At 57.1% G+C, this 14,215-nt stretch carries 15 protein-coding genes and 1 riboswitch; of the genes, 9 read left to right on the plus strand and 6 right to left on the minus strand.

The genetic code is table 11. The annotated features are described in order from the left end of the window. The first annotated feature begins 480 nt into the window (after positions 1–480). Together purH and purD are read left to right on the plus strand one after the other, a co-directional pair. Positions 481–2,070, plus strand: a complete 1,590-nt coding sequence (gene purH / locus ABIE11_RS21390) for a bifunctional phosphoribosylaminoimidazolecarboxamide formyltransferase/IMP cyclohydrolase (protein ID WP_319424195.1) — start codon at positions 481–483, stop codon at positions 2,068–2,070. A gap of 15 nt (positions 2,071–2,085) precedes the next feature. Next, complete coding sequence (purD, locus tag ABIE11_RS21395) at positions 2,086–3,378, plus strand: phosphoribosylamine--glycine ligase (protein WP_429185377.1); 1,293 nt, start codon at positions 2,086–2,088, stop codon at positions 3,376–3,378. Between the two features lie 38 nt (positions 3,379–3,416). On the opposite strand, the gene ABIE11_RS21400 is transcribed toward purD, so the two are convergent. From ABIE11_RS21400 to nudC, 6 genes are all read right to left on the minus strand, one after another. Continuing rightward, the gene (locus tag ABIE11_RS21400) at positions 3,417–4,109 is read right to left on the minus strand and encodes a DUF1481 domain-containing protein (protein WP_100780783.1); all 693 of its coding nucleotides are present in this window, start codon (positions 4,107–4,109) and stop codon (positions 3,417–3,419) included. Between the two features lie 12 nt (positions 4,110–4,121). Beyond that, on the minus strand, positions 4,122–4,394 hold the full coding sequence (gene hupA / locus ABIE11_RS21405) for a nucleoid-associated protein HU-alpha (RefSeq protein ID WP_002445246.1): 273 nt from the start codon (positions 4,392–4,394) through the stop codon (positions 4,122–4,124). A 186-nt stretch (positions 4,395–4,580) separates the two neighbouring features. Then, positions 4,581–5,171 (minus strand): YjaG family protein, encoded by a 591-nt coding sequence (locus ABIE11_RS21410; RefSeq protein WP_100778093.1) that lies wholly within the window; start codon positions 5,169–5,171, stop codon positions 4,581–4,583. Between the two features lie 41 nt (positions 5,172–5,212). Further along, positions 5,213–5,884 carry a deoxyribonuclease V gene (gene nfi, locus ABIE11_RS21415; RefSeq protein ID WP_429185378.1) on the minus strand — a complete coding sequence of 224 codons (672 nt, stop codon included), beginning with the start codon at positions 5,882–5,884 and terminating at the stop codon, positions 5,213–5,215. A gap of 9 nt (positions 5,885–5,893) precedes the next feature. Beyond that, positions 5,894–6,958 carry a uroporphyrinogen decarboxylase gene (gene hemE / locus ABIE11_RS21420; protein WP_102105769.1) on the minus strand — a complete coding sequence of 355 codons (1,065 nt, stop codon included), beginning with the start codon at positions 6,956–6,958 and terminating at the stop codon, positions 5,894–5,896. A 44-nt stretch (positions 6,959–7,002) separates the two neighbouring features. Beyond that, positions 7,003–7,776, minus strand: a complete 774-nt coding sequence (gene nudC, locus ABIE11_RS21425) for an NAD(+) diphosphatase (protein ID WP_123429646.1) — start codon at positions 7,774–7,776, stop codon at positions 7,003–7,005. Between the two features lie 97 nt (positions 7,777–7,873). Between nudC and rsd the strand changes: the two genes are divergently transcribed. The 7 genes from rsd (at position 7,874) to thiH (ending at position 13,981) form a co-directional block, all read left to right on the plus strand. Next, entirely contained in the window at positions 7,874–8,371 is a 498-nt protein-coding gene (gene rsd / locus ABIE11_RS21430; protein WP_409256681.1) for a sigma D regulator, read from the plus strand. 53 nt (positions 8,372–8,424) lie between these two features. Continuing rightward, positions 8,425–8,533, plus strand: a riboswitch (TPP riboswitch). 83 nt (positions 8,534–8,616) lie between these two features. Then, the gene (gene thiC / locus ABIE11_RS21435; protein WP_429185380.1) at positions 8,617–10,512 is read left to right on the plus strand and encodes a phosphomethylpyrimidine synthase ThiC; all 1,896 of its coding nucleotides are present in this window, start codon (positions 8,617–8,619) and stop codon (positions 10,510–10,512) included. Beyond that, positions 10,512–11,147: a thiamine phosphate synthase gene (gene thiE, locus ABIE11_RS21440; protein WP_429185381.1), complete on the plus strand. Its 636-nt coding sequence runs from the start codon at positions 10,512–10,514 to the stop codon at positions 11,145–11,147. The genes thiC and thiE overlap by 1 nt, the downstream gene beginning before the upstream one ends. Further along, positions 11,140–11,895 carry a HesA/MoeB/ThiF family protein gene (locus tag ABIE11_RS21445; RefSeq protein ID WP_429185382.1) on the plus strand — a complete coding sequence of 252 codons (756 nt, stop codon included), beginning with the start codon at positions 11,140–11,142 and terminating at the stop codon, positions 11,893–11,895. The genes thiE and ABIE11_RS21445 overlap by 8 nt, the downstream gene beginning before the upstream one ends. Continuing rightward, on the plus strand, positions 11,879–12,079 hold the full coding sequence (gene thiS, locus ABIE11_RS21450) for a sulfur carrier protein ThiS (RefSeq protein WP_194514475.1): 201 nt from the start codon (positions 11,879–11,881) through the stop codon (positions 12,077–12,079). The genes ABIE11_RS21445 and thiS overlap by 17 nt, the downstream gene beginning before the upstream one ends. A gap of 1 nt (position 12,080) precedes the next feature. Continuing rightward, positions 12,081–12,851 (plus strand): thiazole synthase, encoded by a 771-nt coding sequence (gene thiG / locus ABIE11_RS21455; RefSeq protein WP_429185383.1) that lies wholly within the window; start codon positions 12,081–12,083, stop codon positions 12,849–12,851. Beyond that, the gene (gene thiH, locus ABIE11_RS21460; RefSeq protein WP_429185384.1) at positions 12,848–13,981 is read left to right on the plus strand and encodes a 2-iminoacetate synthase ThiH; all 1,134 of its coding nucleotides are present in this window, start codon (positions 12,848–12,850) and stop codon (positions 13,979–13,981) included. The genes thiG and thiH overlap by 4 nt, the downstream gene beginning before the upstream one ends. The last annotated feature ends 234 nt before the right edge of the window (positions 13,982–14,215 follow it).

A 14,215-nucleotide genomic window follows, 5' to 3' on the forward strand; every position in this document is an offset into this window, starting at 1 on the left:
CGTTTAGAATCCATGTCACTTTGAGTGCCCACACAGATTGTCTGATAAATTGTTAAAGAGCAGTGCAACGCGGCTTTCGCTCACCGTTGCGAGGTGGCGTATATTACGCTTTCCTCTTTCAGAGTCAACCCTGAAATTCAGGATTTTTTCTCTTCAACCGAACCGGCTGTTTGTGTGAAGTGATTCACATCTGCCGTGTCGATGGAGGCGCATTATAGGGAGTTCTCGTCAGCCCGCAACCGCTAAATGACAGAAAAATGACTGACTGCTGCATTCCACAGCAAAACCCCGCCTTATACCCTTTTGCACACAGACTTATCCACAACCCAACGAAAATTTGAAAATTCGCGAGCGTTGCGCAAACGTTTTCGTTAAAATGCACGCGCCATGCAAGGATGCCCTGTCAGGTGTGTTAGATGAGTTTTTTAAAGGAAAATTCATCTAACGCTCTCTGTAATCGTGAAATCCAGGGGATTTACCATGCAACAACGTCGTCCAGTCCGCCGCGCTCTGCTCAGTGTTTCTGATAAAGCCGGTATCGTCGAATTCGCTCAGGCACTTTCTGCACGCGGTGTAGAGCTGCTGTCCACTGGCGGAACCGCTCGCCTGTTAGCAGATAAAGGTCTGCCGGTAACCGAAGTGTCCGATTACACCGGTTTCCCGGAAATGATGGATGGACGCGTAAAGACCCTGCATCCAAAAGTGCACGGCGGCATTCTCGGTCGTCGCGGTCAGGATGATGGCATCATGGATCAACACGGGATTGCGCCGATCGATATGGTAGTTGTTAACCTCTATCCTTTCGCCCAGACCGTCGCCCGCGAAAACTGCTCTCTGGAAGATGCGGTCGAGAATATCGACATCGGCGGCCCAACCATGGTGCGCTCCGCCGCGAAGAACCATAAAGATGTGGCTATCGTGGTAAAGAGCAGTGACTACAACACCATCATTAACGAGATGGATGCCAACGAAGGCTCCCTGACGCTGGAAACCCGTTTCGACCTCGCCATCAAAGCATTCGAACACACCGCTGCTTACGACAGCATGATCGCCAACTACTTCGGTAGTCTTGTTCCGGCCTATCACGGTGAAAGCAGAGAGCCTGCTGGCCGCTTCCCGCGTACCCTGAATCTGAACTTCATTAAGAAGCAGGATATGCGTTACGGCGAGAACAGCCATCAGAACGCAGCCTTCTATATAGAAGAAGAGATCAAAGAAGCTTCCGTTGCCACCGCTCAGCAGGTCCAGGGCAAAGCGCTTTCCTATAACAACATCGCCGATACCGACGCGGCGCTGGAGTGCGTGAAAGAGTTCAACGAACCGGCCTGTGTGATCGTCAAACACGCGAACCCATGCGGCGTCGCCGTAAGCACTTCCATTCTGGAAGCTTACAATCGCGCATACAAAACCGACCCAACCTCCGCTTTCGGCGGCATCATTGCTTTCAACCGCGAACTGGATGCCGAAACGGCGCAGGCGATCATCTCCCGCCAGTTCGTTGAAGTGATCATTGCTCCTTCCGCGACTGAAGAAGCCCTGAAGATCACCGCCGCTAAGCAGAACGTCCGCGTGCTGGTCTGCGGCCAGTGGGCTGAGCGCGTACCGGCTCTGGATTTCAAACGTGTTAACGGCGGCCTGCTGGTTCAGGATCGCGATCTGGGCATGGTCACCGCTGGCGATCTGCGTGTGGTCAGCAAACGCCAGCCGACCGAGCAGGAACTGCGTGATGCGCTCTTCTGCTGGAAAGTGGCGAAATTCGTTAAATCCAACGCCATTGTCTATTCCAAAGAGAATATGACCATCGGCATTGGCGCAGGCCAGATGAGCCGCGTTTACTCCGCGAAAATCGCCGGTATCAAAGCCAGCGATGAAGGGCTGGAAGTGAAAGGCTCCGCCATGGCCTCTGACGCCTTCTTCCCGTTCCGCGACGGTATTGATGCCGCAGCGGCGGCTGGCGTCACCTGTGTTATCCAGCCGGGCGGATCAATCCGCGATGACGAAGTGATTGCTGCTGCCGACGAACATGGCATCGCAATGATCTTCACCGACATGCGTCACTTCCGCCATTAATCTCCGGAGCAGACAATGAAAGTATTAGTGATTGGTAACGGCGGGCGCGAACACGCCCTTGCGTGGAAAGCGGCACAGTCGCCTCTGGTTGAAACCGTCTTCGTGGCACCGGGGAATGCCGGTACCGCGCTGGAACCTGCTCTGCAGAACGTCGCGATCGGCGTGACCGATATTCCGGCACTGCTGAACTTCGCCCTGAATGAGAAAATCGATCTGACCATCGTCGGCCCGGAAGCGCCGCTGGTGATTGGCGTGGTAGATGCGTTCCGCGCAGCGGGCCTGAAAATCTTCGGCCCAACGGAAGGCGCGGCGCAGCTCGAGGGCTCTAAAGCCTTCACCAAAGATTTCCTTGCGCGTCACAAAATCCCGACCGGTGAGTATCAGAATTTCACCGAAGTGGAGCCTGCGCTGGCGTATCTGCGCGAAAAAGGCGCTCCGATTGTCATCAAGGCCGACGGTCTGGCTGCCGGTAAAGGCGTGATCGTGGCGATGACCCTCGAAGAAGCCGAAGCGGCCGTTCAGGATATGCTGGCAGGTAACGCTTTCGGCGACGCTGGGCACCGCATCGTGATCGAAGAGTTCCTCGACGGCGAAGAGGCGAGCTTTATCGTGATGGTCGATGGCGAACATGTCCTGCCGATGGCCACCAGCCAGGATCACAAACGTGTGGGTGATGGCGATACTGGTCCGAACACCGGCGGCATGGGCGCTTACTCTCCGGCGCCGGTGGTGACTCACGAAGTCCACCAGCGCACGATGGATCGCATCATCTGGCCTACCGTGAAAGGCATGGCCGCCGAAGGCAACACGTACACCGGTTTCCTGTATGCCGGGCTGATGATCGATAAGCAGGGCAACCCAAAAGTTATCGAGTTCAACTGCCGCTTTGGCGATCCGGAAACGCAGCCGATCATGCTGCGCATGAAATCCGATCTGGTGGAACTGTGCCTGGCCGCCTGTGACGGCAAGCTGGATGAGAAAACGTCCGAGTGGGATACGCGTGCCTCTTTGGGCGTCGTGATCGCTGCCGGCGGGTATCCCGGCAACTACAACAATGGCGATGAGATCCACGGTTTACCGCTGGAAGAGGTCGACGGCGGTAAAGTGTTCCATGCTGGCACCAAACTGGCAGAAGACGATCGCGTGTTAACTAACGGGGGCCGCGTATTGTGCGCCACCGCGCTGGGTAACACCGTGGCCGACGCGCAGAAACGCGCTTACGCGCTGATGAAGGATATCCACTGGAACGGCAGCTTTAGCCGCGGTGATATTGGTTATCGTGCGATTGCCCGCGAGCAAGAACAGTAAAAACTATTCGCCCTCTCCGTCCGGAGGGGGCACTGATATCAGAAATTCTTTTCCGTCGGCTGCCACGTGCAGAAATCTTCGTTTGCCACCAGCAGCAGCTGTGACCCTTCTGGCGCTTCAAGCCAGGCAATGCTCACTTCCATCGAAGAGTGTCGCTGACGCCGTTCGATATGTTCTTTCGCCCAGGCTTCGAGATCGGGCTTAACGGTCTGCCCTTCACAGGTGGTGACTGTGCCATCAGGATGCCAGCGCCCCTGACGTAGCACCACGCGTCCCTGACGCAGCGCATCGCTGGTCTGGCGCACCTGGGTTGCCCGGTAGCGGTACAGGGCGATTTGATCGCTGGAGAGCTGTTGTTTTTGGCCGTTGACCTCGCGCTGCATAAAGCTCAGCTCACCGTGGTCATCAAAGCGCACGCGCACGTGTTCAGGCGTTTTACTGTAGATATTGAGTTCAATCAGCGACAGCGCATCGCCTTGCCAGCGGTATTCCGCCGTAGAGGTATTGCCGTTGTGCCATGGGCTGAATGCGGAGAGCAGGTGAACGTCGTCACCAGAGTCTTTGCGCCAGACTCGTACCGCGCCCTGATCGTCAGCGTATCCGCTGGCGGTAAACGGCGGCAGAGAGGAGTCATGGCTGCAGGCAGTGAGCAACAGCATGCCCGCCAGCGCGAGCGGACGGCGCCATGAAAACAAAAGGGGCGAAACCGCCCCCTTGTTAAAACTGTTCACGGCCACGCCGTCTTACTTAACAGCGTCTTTCAGTGCTTTACCAGAAACAAATGCCGGTACGTTTGCAGCGGCGATTTTGATTTCTTTACCGGTCTGCGGGTTGCGGCCAGTACGCTCAGCGCGGTGGTTCACTTTGAAGGTACCGAAACCAACCAGTTGTACAGCATCGCCTTCTTTCAGAGACTCAGTAATAGCAGCCAGGGTGGATTCCAGAGCAGCTTTAGCCTGCACTTTAGACAGATCAGCCTTGTCCGCAATTACATCAATCAGTTGAGTCTTGTTCATAAGTTATCCTTTCAATGTGTTTATCGCTTGCTAAGCATCGAGTGCGACGAAAATGCCAAAAAAGCACTCTCCTGCATACACGCACCGATAGCCACTTTTTTTCGCCCCCCAAATGTAGACCAGACGGGGGGCAGAAGGGAAGAGTCGAGGTGCGACAAAACAGGCGTTAAATCACGTTTTATTGTCTCATTGGTTAAAAATTATACCAATATTACTCTCACCCGCCTCGCGTAAGTCCGCGCGCAGCCCTTTTATCAGCTCAATATCGCGTTCTTCGCAGTCGGCCAAAAGTCGGAATATTTCCCACTGAATATCCCACTCCTGCTCAACCGCAGGGTTCGCTCGCAGCTCTTCATCGGTCATTTCGCGACCTTCCTGGGTCATTTCCAGCATCGCCACGGTGGTAATGGACGCCTTACTGACTTCGATGGCATGGTCCAGAGTTTCACCGCTCAGACGGGAGTGAAGCAATTCACTCAGTGCCACGCAGGCGTCGATAGCCGGGTAGACGCCATACATATCGTAGTCATCCGCCGACGGGATCGCCTCTTCCAGTTTTTCGAGCTGAGAATCGAAATTCACCTTAGCGTCTTTGACCGTGAGCGTTTCCCAAATCAGGTCGAGAATACGACGATAAATCTGGCCTTCACCAAATCCAGTCTGCTTGCAGAACGTGGCATAGTTGGGATACATGCGCTCGCACAGACAGGCCATAAAGGTGACGTGCTGCCAGCTTTCCAGCTTCTCAAGGCGCAGATGAATCGGGTTTTGTAACATGATGATGTCTCGAATCGGAAATTAGCCGCAGTTTACCTGAATCAACGCTGAATTTCCTGCCAACGAACAAATGCCGGACGCGCCGACGCCACTGCGTCAGCCCAGCGCGTCGGCTCCGGTAAACGGTAGCCTTTCATGCAGCGTTGCACCCACGCCAGTGCGCTGTCGGTACTCACGCGATGACCCGTCGCCACAAACAGCGGATTACAGCGCGCTTTACTGCGCCAGACCCACGCCATCTGCTCGCCCTTGTCCATCAGCGGTGCGAGAGCACCCGGTTCGGCGGAAAGCGGTTCGAACTTGCCGCACAGCCGCTTTTTCGCCACGCCAATTGTCGGCACATCCACCAGCAGACCAAAATGGCTGGCCACGCCGAGGCGTCGCGGGTGGGAAATCCCATGACCATCGACGAACAAAAGATCGGGTTTTTGCGAGAGTTGCTCCCACGCTGCCAGCAGCGCGGGGTATTCACGAAAGGAGAGAAAACCAGGAATGTAGGGCATGGTGGTGGCGATGCGCGCCACTTTGTACTCCACCAGCTCCAGCGCGGGATAGGTTAACAGCACCATCGCGGCTCGCGTCACTTCCCCGCCCTGCTCAAACCCGACATCGGCACCGGCGATCAACGCCGGGGGATTCACATCCAGACGATCCTCTCGGATCACCGAGGAGGCCAGTTCGATTTGCTGAGCGCGTAATGACGCGAGATCCATAATCACTCCCTACTGGTGGTACTGGGCAGAAAGGCGGTGCACCGCCTCGACAAATACGCCTGCGTGCTCTGGCGGTACATCCTGATGAATACCGTGGCCGAGGTTAAAGACGTGCCCTTCACCCTGACCAAATCCGGCCAGAATAGTCGCCACTTCTTCTTCGATGCGTGCCGGCTGCGCATAGAGCATGGAGGGGTCCATATTGCCCTGCAGCGCCACTTTGTCACCCACGCGACGGCGCGCATCGGCAATATCGGTCGTCCAGTCGAGACCCAGCGCATCGCAGCCGGTCGCGGCCAGCGCTTCCAGCCACTGCCCGCCGCCTTTGGTGAACAGCGTCACTGGCACGCGACGGCCTTCGTTTTCACGCAGCAGACCATCAACAATTTTGTGCATGTAGTACAGGGAGAACTGCTGATAATCGCGCCCGGTCAGCACTCCGCCCCAGGTATCGAAAATCATGACCGACTGCGCACCCGCTTTAATCTGCGCATTGAGATACAGAGTGACGCTTTTCGCCAGTTTGTCGAGCAGCGCATGCAGCGCCAGCGGCTCGGCGTACATCATCTTTTTGATCATCGTGAAGGCTTTGCTGCTACCACCTTCAACCATATACGTCGCCAGGGTCCACGGGCTACCGGAGAAGCCAATCAGCGGCACTTCGCCTTTCAGCTCGCGGCGAATAGTGCGCACCGCGTTCATGACGTAGCCCAGCTCCTGTTCAGGGTCTGGAATCGGCAGTTTATCGACGTCAGCTTTGCTCTTAATCGGTGAGGTAAAACGCGGGCCTTCGCCGGTTTCGAAATAGAGACCCAGCCCCATCGCGTCCGGAATGGTCAGGATATCTGAAAAAAGGATCGCCGCATCGAGTGGAAAACGGCGCAGCGGCTGCAGCGTGACTTCGCAGGCCAGCTCGGCGTTTTTGCACAGGGACATAAAATCGCCCGCCTCGGCGCGCGTGGCTTTGTACTCCGGCAAATAACGGCCCGCCTGGCGCATCATCCACACCGGGGTGATATCAACGGGTTGGCGCAGCAGCGCACGCAGATAACGATCGTTCTTCAGTTCGGTCATTTTTGCAGTTCCTTAAGCGTCATGCCGCCAGTGTAACATGTGATTCATTCATAGTCGGCCCGACACATCGCGACGGTATCTTCTATCAGACGACGCGCCACGGTGCCCGGTGGCGGGAGAAGGGGTAAGTCGTCGTAGCGATACCAGTTGGCTTCCAGCAGCTCTTTTTGGTCGATCACGATATCGCCGCTGTCATAATCCGCCATAAACGCGGTCATCAGCGACATGGGGAAGGGCCACGGCTGGGAGGTGACGTAACGCAGATTTTTAACCTTGATACTGCTCTCTTCCATCACTTCGCGAGCAACAGCCTGTTCGAGCGTCTCACCCACTTCGACAAAGCCAGCCAGCACCGTATGCACGCCATTGCGATGGCGAGTGTGTTGCGCCAGCAGAATAGTGTCATCCCGACGAATGGCGACGATGATGCACGGGGCGATTTGCGGGTAGTAGCGCTCCCGGCAGTGGCTGCACAGCATGGCCCACTCGGATTTGCTCTGGTGCATGGTGTGCCCGCAGTAGCCGCAGAACTTATGGGATCGGAAAAATTCTGCCAGTTGCACGCCACGCCCGGCAAGCTGGAACAGACCGACGTCCAGATCGATCACCTGGCGAACCGATCCCATTTCGTGATGGCGATGTTGCTGGATCAACCACACGGGATCGCCCTGCCATTCGCCGAGCCAGAGTGCCCTCTGCCCCGCAAGATCGAAACGTCCTGCCTCGCCGTAAGGTAATTCTCCGCCGGGCAACCATAATTTTTGTTCGTGGCTGACGATCCACCAACCGCGATCTAATTTTTCAATTATACGATCCATATCTATTGCACTACCTTTGCTTCACAGGCATGTTGATAACAATATTCTTACATTTCCGGGTGGCCAGCTTTTTCATCTTAACCTTGTGGAGTCAAACATGCTAAACCAGCTACAAAGCCTGACAGAGCGCGTTGGAGGAAGTCATGACCTGGTCGATCGCTGGCTGCACGTGCGCAAACATTTGCTTGTTGCCTACTACAATCTGGTTGGCATTAAGCCTGGCAAAGAATCGTATATGCGGTTGAATGAAAAAGCGCTGGATGATTTTTGTCAAAGCCTGGTCGACTACCTTTCCGACGGTCATTTTAATCTATATGAACGTATTATTCGCGAAATGGAAGGGACCAGCCCGTATTTAGCGGCCACGAAACTCTACCCACTGCTGGAAGCCAATACTCAGCAGATCATGGACTATTACGACTCAACGCTCGAAAACGCCATCGACCAGGACAATTATCTGGATTTCCAGCAGGCCCTTTCCGATCTCGGCGAAGCGATGGAAGCGCGGTTCACGCTGGAAGACAAGCTCATCGCCCTGGTGCTGGACGGCAATCCAAAAGCCAGCAACGAAGACAACATCGCGCGGCCAGCTTGAGTTCTTAAGCGTTAACGAGTAATTTACAAATACCGCACCTGCACTGCAGGCGCGTTTTCTTGTCGGAGTGCCCAGTGCGAAAGCCGGGCTGAGACCGTTAATTCGGGATCCGCGGAACCTGATCAGGCTAATACCTGCGAAGGGAACAAGAGTCAAAATGCTGTTGTATCACCCTCTCTGGGTGATCACACCTCTTGCTTCATCCGTCGTCTGACAAGCCACTCCTTACTTTTTTGGAATGAGCTATGTCTGCAACTAAACTGACCCGCCGCGAACAGCGCGCACAAGCACAACACTTCATCGACACCCTGGAAGGCACCGCTTTCCCGAACTCCAGACGTATTTACATCACCGGTTCGCAGGACGATATCCGCGTCCCGATGCGTGAAATCCAGCTCAGCCCGACACTCATCGGTGGCAGCAAAGAAAATCCCCAGTTTGAAGATAACGAAGCAGTGCCGGTCTACGACACCTCTGGCCCTTATGGCGATGCGGAGGTGGCCATCAACGTCCAGCAGGGGCTGGCAAAACTGCGTCAGCCGTGGATTGAGGCGCGCCAGGACAGCGAATCACTGACCGACCGCAGCTCCGCGTACACCAAAGAACGGCTGGCGGACGATGGTCTGGACGGGCTGCGTTTCACCGGTCTGTTGACGCCGAAACGGGCGAAAGCGGGAAAATGCGTGACCCAGCTGCACTATGCACGCCAGGGGATCGTAACGCCGGAGATGGAATTCATCGCCATCCGCGAAAACATGGGGCGCGAGCGCATTCGCAGCGAAGTTCTGCGCCACCAGCATCCGGGCGAAGGTTTTGGCGCTCGCCTGCCGGAGAACATTACGCCGGAATTCGTGCGTGACGAAGTGGCCGCTGGCCGGGCGATTATCCCTGCCAACATAAACCACCCGGAATCGGAACCGATGATTATTGGCCGCAACTTCCTGGTGAAGGTGAACGCCAATATCGGCAACTCTGCGGTCACCTCCTCCATCGAAGAAGAGGTCGAAAAACTGGTGTGGTCCACCCGCTGGGGCGCGGACACGGTGATGGATCTCTCCACCGGGCGCTACATCCACGAAACCCGCGAGTGGATCCTGCGTAACAGCCCGGTGCCGATTGGCACCGTCCCGATCTATCAGGCGCTGGAGAAGGTAAACGGGATCGCCGAAGATCTCACCTGGGAAGCGTTCCGCGATACGCTGCTGGAACAGGCCGAACAAGGGGTAGATTACTTCACCATCCACGCCGGTGTACTGCTGCGCTACGTGCCGATGACCGCCAAACGCCTGACCGGGATTGTCTCGCGCGGCGGCTCAATCATGGCGAAATGGTGCCTGTCTCATCATCAGGAAAACTTCCTCTACGAACACTTCCGCGAGATTTGTGCAATCTGCGCCGCTTACGACGTCTCCCTGTCGCTGGGCGACGGCCTGCGTCCTGGCTCTATTCGCGATGCCAACGACGAAGCACAGTTTGCTGAGCTGCACACCCTGGGCGAGCTGACCAAAATCGCCTGGGAATATGACGTGCAGGTGATGATTGAAGGCCCTGGCCACGTGCCAATGCAGATGATTCGCCGCAATATGACCGAAGAGCTGGAGCACTGCCACGAAGCACCGTTCTACACCCTCGGGCCGCTGACCACCGATATTGCACCGGGCTACGACCACTTCACCTCCGGTATCGGCGCGGCGATGATCGGCTGGTTTGGCTGCGCCATGCTCTGCTATGTCACCCCGAAAGAGCATCTCGGCCTGCCGAACAAAGAGGACGTGAAGCAGGGGCTGATCACCTACAAAATCGCCGCCCATGCGGCGGATTTAGCCAAAGGCCACCCGGGCGCGCAGATCCGCGATAACGCCATGTCGAAAGCCCGCTTTGAATTCCGCTGGGAAGACCAGTTCAATCTGGCTCTCGACCCATTCACCGCGCGCGCCTACCACGATGAAACCCTGCCGCAGGAGTCCGGCAAAGTGGCGAACTTCTGCTCCATGTGCGGGCCAAAATTCTGCTCAATGAAAATCAGCCAGGAAGTGCGTGACTACGCCGCCAAGCAGGTGATCGAAGTGGGCATGGCTGACATGTCAGAACACTTCCGCGCTAAAGGCGGCGAAATCTACCTCAAAAAAGAGGAGGCGTAATGTACCAGCCCGATTTCCTCCCGGTGCCCCTGCGCTTAGGGCTTTACCCGGTCGTCGACAGCGTGGAATGGATTGAGCGCCTGCTTAAGGCGGGCGTCAAAACGCTCCAGCTGCGCATCAAAGACAAGCGTGACGAAGAGGTGGAAAGCGATGTAATAGCTGCCATCGAACTGGGGCGCCGCTTTGACGCCCGGTTATTTATCAACGATTACTGGCAGCTGGCGATTAAGCATCAGGCCTACGGTGTGCATCTGGGTCAGGAAGATCTGGAGACCACCGATCTGAGCGCCATTCGCGAGGCAGGCCTGCGCCTGGGCGTCTCGACTCATGATGATATGGAGATCGACGTGGCGCTCACCGCTCGCCCCTCCTATATCGCGCTCGGCCACGTCTTCCCGACGCAAACTAAACAGATGCCGTCAGCCCCGCAAGGGCTGGCGCAGCTGGCGCGCCATATGGCTCGTCTGGGTGATTACCCGACTGTCGCTATCGGCGGTATCAGCCTGGCGCGTGCCCCGGCAGTGCTGGAAACCGGCGTCGGCAGTATCGCGGTGGTCAGCGCCATTACGCAGGCAGCAGACTGGCAGGCGGCCACTGAACAGCTGTTGCAGCTGGCGGGAGCAGGCGATGAATGACAGCGATTTCATGCGCTACAGCCGCCAGATCCTGCTCGACGATATCGCCGTCGAGGGTCAGCAAACGCTTCTCGACAGCCGGGTGTTGATCATCGGCCTCGGAGGACTGGGCGCGCCTGCTGCGCTCTATCTGGCTGGCGCAGGCGTCGGCACGCTGGTGTTAGCCGACGACGACGATGTCCATCTGAGCAATTTGCAGCGGCAAATTCTGTTCACCACCGAGGACATTAACCAGCCAAAAGCGCAGATCACCACCCAGCGGCTGAATGCGCTCAACCCTGACATTACGCTCATTGCCGTGCAGAAGCGGCTGGAGGGAGACGCGCTCCATCAGGAGGTCGCTCGCGCCGATGTGGTGCTGGATTGCACCGACAATATGGCGACACGTCAGGCGATCAACGCCGCCTGCGTTGCCCTCGATACGCCGCTCATAACCGCCAGCGCCGTTGGGTTTGGCGGGCAAATGATGGTGCTGACGCCGCCGTGGGCGCAGGGCTGCTACCGCTGCCTGTGGCCGGACGATGAAGAGCCGCAGCGCAACTGCCGTACGGCGGGGATTCTCGGGCCGGTCGTCGGCGTGATGGGCACCTTGCAGGCGCTGGAGGCGATCAAACTCATCAGCAAAATGGCGACCCCGCGCAATACTCTGAGGATGTTCGATGCCCGTTCAGGAAACTGGCGGCATCTGGCATTGCAGCGCGCCAGCGGGTGCCCGGTATGCGGAGGACAGCATGCGCATTCTGTTTAACGATGAGCCGATGCAGTGCGTGTCGGGGCTTACCGTCGCAGCCCTTCTCGACCAGCTACGCCAGCTGAAGCCGGGTATGGCGCTGGCTCTTAATCAACAGATCCTGCCGCGTGAGCAGTGGGAACATCAGCAGGTGCGCGATGGCGATCAGATCCTGCTTTTTCAGGTCATCGCGGGAGGCTGATATGTTACGTATTGCGGATAAACTCTTTGAATCACACCTTTTCACCGGTACCGGAAAATTCGCTTCGCCACAGCTGATGGTCGATGCCATTCGCGAGAGCGGCAGCGAGCTGGTGACGCTGGCGATGAAACGCGTGGATTTGCGTCATCACAGCGATGCGATCCTGGCCCCGCTTCTGGCGGCGGGCGTGACGCTTCTGCCCAACACATCCGGGGCGAAAACGGCGGAAGAAGCGGTGTTTGCCGCCCAACTGGCACGCGAAGCGCTGGGCACCAGCTGGCTGAAACTGGAAATCCATCCCGACGCGCGCTGGCTGCTGCCCGATCCCATCGAAACCCTGAATGCAGCCGATATTCTCGTCAAGCAAGGGTTCACAGTTTTGCCCTACTGCGGCGCGGACCCGGTGCTCTGTAAACGGCTTGAGGAAGTCGGGTGCGCGGCGGTAATGCCGCTGGGTGCGCCGATTGGTTCCAACCAGGGGCTGGAAACCCGCGCGATGCTTGAAATTATCATCGAACAGGCCACCGTTCCGGTGGTGGTGGATGCGGGTATCGGCGTGCCGAGCCATGCGGCGCAGGCGCTTGAGATGGGCGCCGACGCCGTGCTGGTCAACACCGCAATTGCAGTGGCTGATGATCCGGTGATGATGGCGCGCGCGTTTCGTCTGGCCGTAGAGGCAGGCCTGCTGGCGCGTCAGTCCGGGCCTGGCTCGCGCAGTTTTCAGGCGCAGGCCACCAGCCCGCTAACGGGCTTTCTGGAGGCGTACTCATGAGCACCTTCGCCGACCGCTGGCGGGAACTGGACTGGGACGATATTCGTCTGCGGATCAACAGCAAAACCGCCGCAGACGTCGAGCGCGCCCTGAACGCGCGTCATGTCTCCCGCGAAGATCTGATGGCCCTGCTCTCCCCCGCCGCCAGCGCCTATCTGGAGCCAATGGCACAGCGCGCGCAACGGCTCACTCGCCAGCGTTTTGGCAACACGGTGAGCTTTTACGTGCCGCTCTACCTTTCCAACCTGTGCGCCAATGATTGTACTTACTGCGGCTTTTCCATGAGCAATCGCATTAAGCGCAAAACCCTCGACGAGCATGAGATTGCTCGTGAGTGTGACGCCATCCGGGAGATGGGCTTTGAACATCTGTTGCTGGTCACCGGTGAACATCAGGGAAAAGTGGGCATGGACTATTTCCGTCAGCACGTTCCGGCCATACGTCGCCGGTTTTCGTCCTTGCAGATGGAGGTGCAGCCACTCTCTGAAGAGGAGTACGTGGAGCTGAAATCCCTTGGGCTGGACGGCGTGATGGTCTATCAGGAGACCTATCACGAAGCGATGTACGCCCGGCACCACCTGAAGGGAAAAAAGCAGGATTTCTTCTTCCGCCTGGAAACGCCAGACCGACTCGGTCGCGCGGGAATCGACAAAATCGGTCTCGGCGCGTTGATTGGGCTGTCAGACAGCTGGCGGGTCGACTGTTTTATGGTGGCGGAGCATTTGTTGTGGCTCCAGCAGCACTACTGGCAGAGCCGCTACTCCATCTCTTTCCCGCGGCTGCGCCCCTGCGCTGGCGGTATCGAACCGGCGTCGATCATGGATGAACGCCAACTGGTGCAAACGATCTGCGCGTTTCGCCTGCTGGCACCGGAAGTGGAGCTGTCGCTATCAACACGGGAATCGCCAGAGTTTCGCGATCGGGTCATTCCGTTAGCCATTAACAACGTCAGCGCCTTTTCCAAAACCCAGCCGGGCGGTTATGCCGATAATCATCCGGAACTGGAGCAGTTCGCCCCACACGATGGCCGTCGGCCTGAAGAGGTTGCCCACGCGCTCAGCACCCAGGGATTACAGCCCGTCTGGAAAGACTGGGATAGCTGGCTGGGGCGCGTCTCGCAGTTACGTTGAAACGCGATGCAACGAGGCGAAATGTTCTCGAGGAGCCTCGGAGTGTCACCATTGAGCAGTTGTCGAATCGACTGTGTTTTTTTAATCTGCAAACGTCAGCAGCGGACGCTGACCAGGGCGAAAAGCTTCTTCCTCGTTTCGCCCTGCCTTCACAAAAATAAGCAGTTTCTGGTCAGTTATTAAGATAAATCATCCTCCCTTAAAATCTGGGAAGTATAATTAACCAGCATACAT

The organism is Lelliottia sp. 489 (genome assembly GCF_050435885.1).
GTDB classification, from domain to species: domain Bacteria; phylum Pseudomonadota; class Gammaproteobacteria; order Enterobacterales; family Enterobacteriaceae; genus Enterobacter; species Enterobacter nimipressuralis.

Bases quoted from the DNA above. Each gene is read 5' to 3' on its own strand.
- purH (WP_319424195.1), top strand. From the start codon at position 481: ATGCAACAACGTCGTCCAGTCCGCCGCGCTCTGCTCAGTGTTTCTGAT.
- purD (WP_429185377.1), top strand. From the start codon at position 2,086: ATGAAAGTATTAGTGATTGGTAACGGCGGGCGCGAACACGCCCTTGCG.
- hupA (WP_002445246.1), bottom strand. From the start codon at position 4,394: ATGAACAAGACTCAACTGATTGATGTAATTGCGGACAAGGCTGATCTG.
- ABIE11_RS21410 (WP_100778093.1), bottom strand. From the start codon at position 5,171: ATGTTACAAAACCCGATTCATCTGCGCCTTGAGAAGCTGGAAAGCTGG.
- nfi (WP_429185378.1), bottom strand. From the start codon at position 5,884: ATGGATCTCGCGTCATTACGCGCTCAGCAAATCGAACTGGCCTCCTCG.
- hemE (WP_102105769.1), bottom strand. From the start codon at position 6,958: ATGACCGAACTGAAGAACGATCGTTATCTGCGTGCGCTGCTGCGCCAA.
- nudC (WP_123429646.1), bottom strand. From the start codon at position 7,776: ATGGATCGTATAATTGAAAAATTAGATCGCGGTTGGTGGATCGTCAGC.
- rsd (WP_409256681.1), top strand. From the start codon at position 7,874: ATGCTAAACCAGCTACAAAGCCTGACAGAGCGCGTTGGAGGAAGTCAT.
- thiC (WP_429185380.1), top strand. From the start codon at position 8,617: ATGTCTGCAACTAAACTGACCCGCCGCGAACAGCGCGCACAAGCACAA.
- thiE (WP_429185381.1), top strand. From the start codon at position 10,512: ATGTACCAGCCCGATTTCCTCCCGGTGCCCCTGCGCTTAGGGCTTTAC.
- ABIE11_RS21445 (WP_429185382.1), top strand. From the start codon at position 11,140: ATGAATGACAGCGATTTCATGCGCTACAGCCGCCAGATCCTGCTCGAC.
- thiS (WP_194514475.1), top strand. From the start codon at position 11,879: ATGCGCATTCTGTTTAACGATGAGCCGATGCAGTGCGTGTCGGGGCTT.
- thiG (WP_429185383.1), top strand. From the start codon at position 12,081: ATGTTACGTATTGCGGATAAACTCTTTGAATCACACCTTTTCACCGGT.
- thiH (WP_429185384.1), top strand. From the start codon at position 12,848: ATGAGCACCTTCGCCGACCGCTGGCGGGAACTGGACTGGGACGATATT.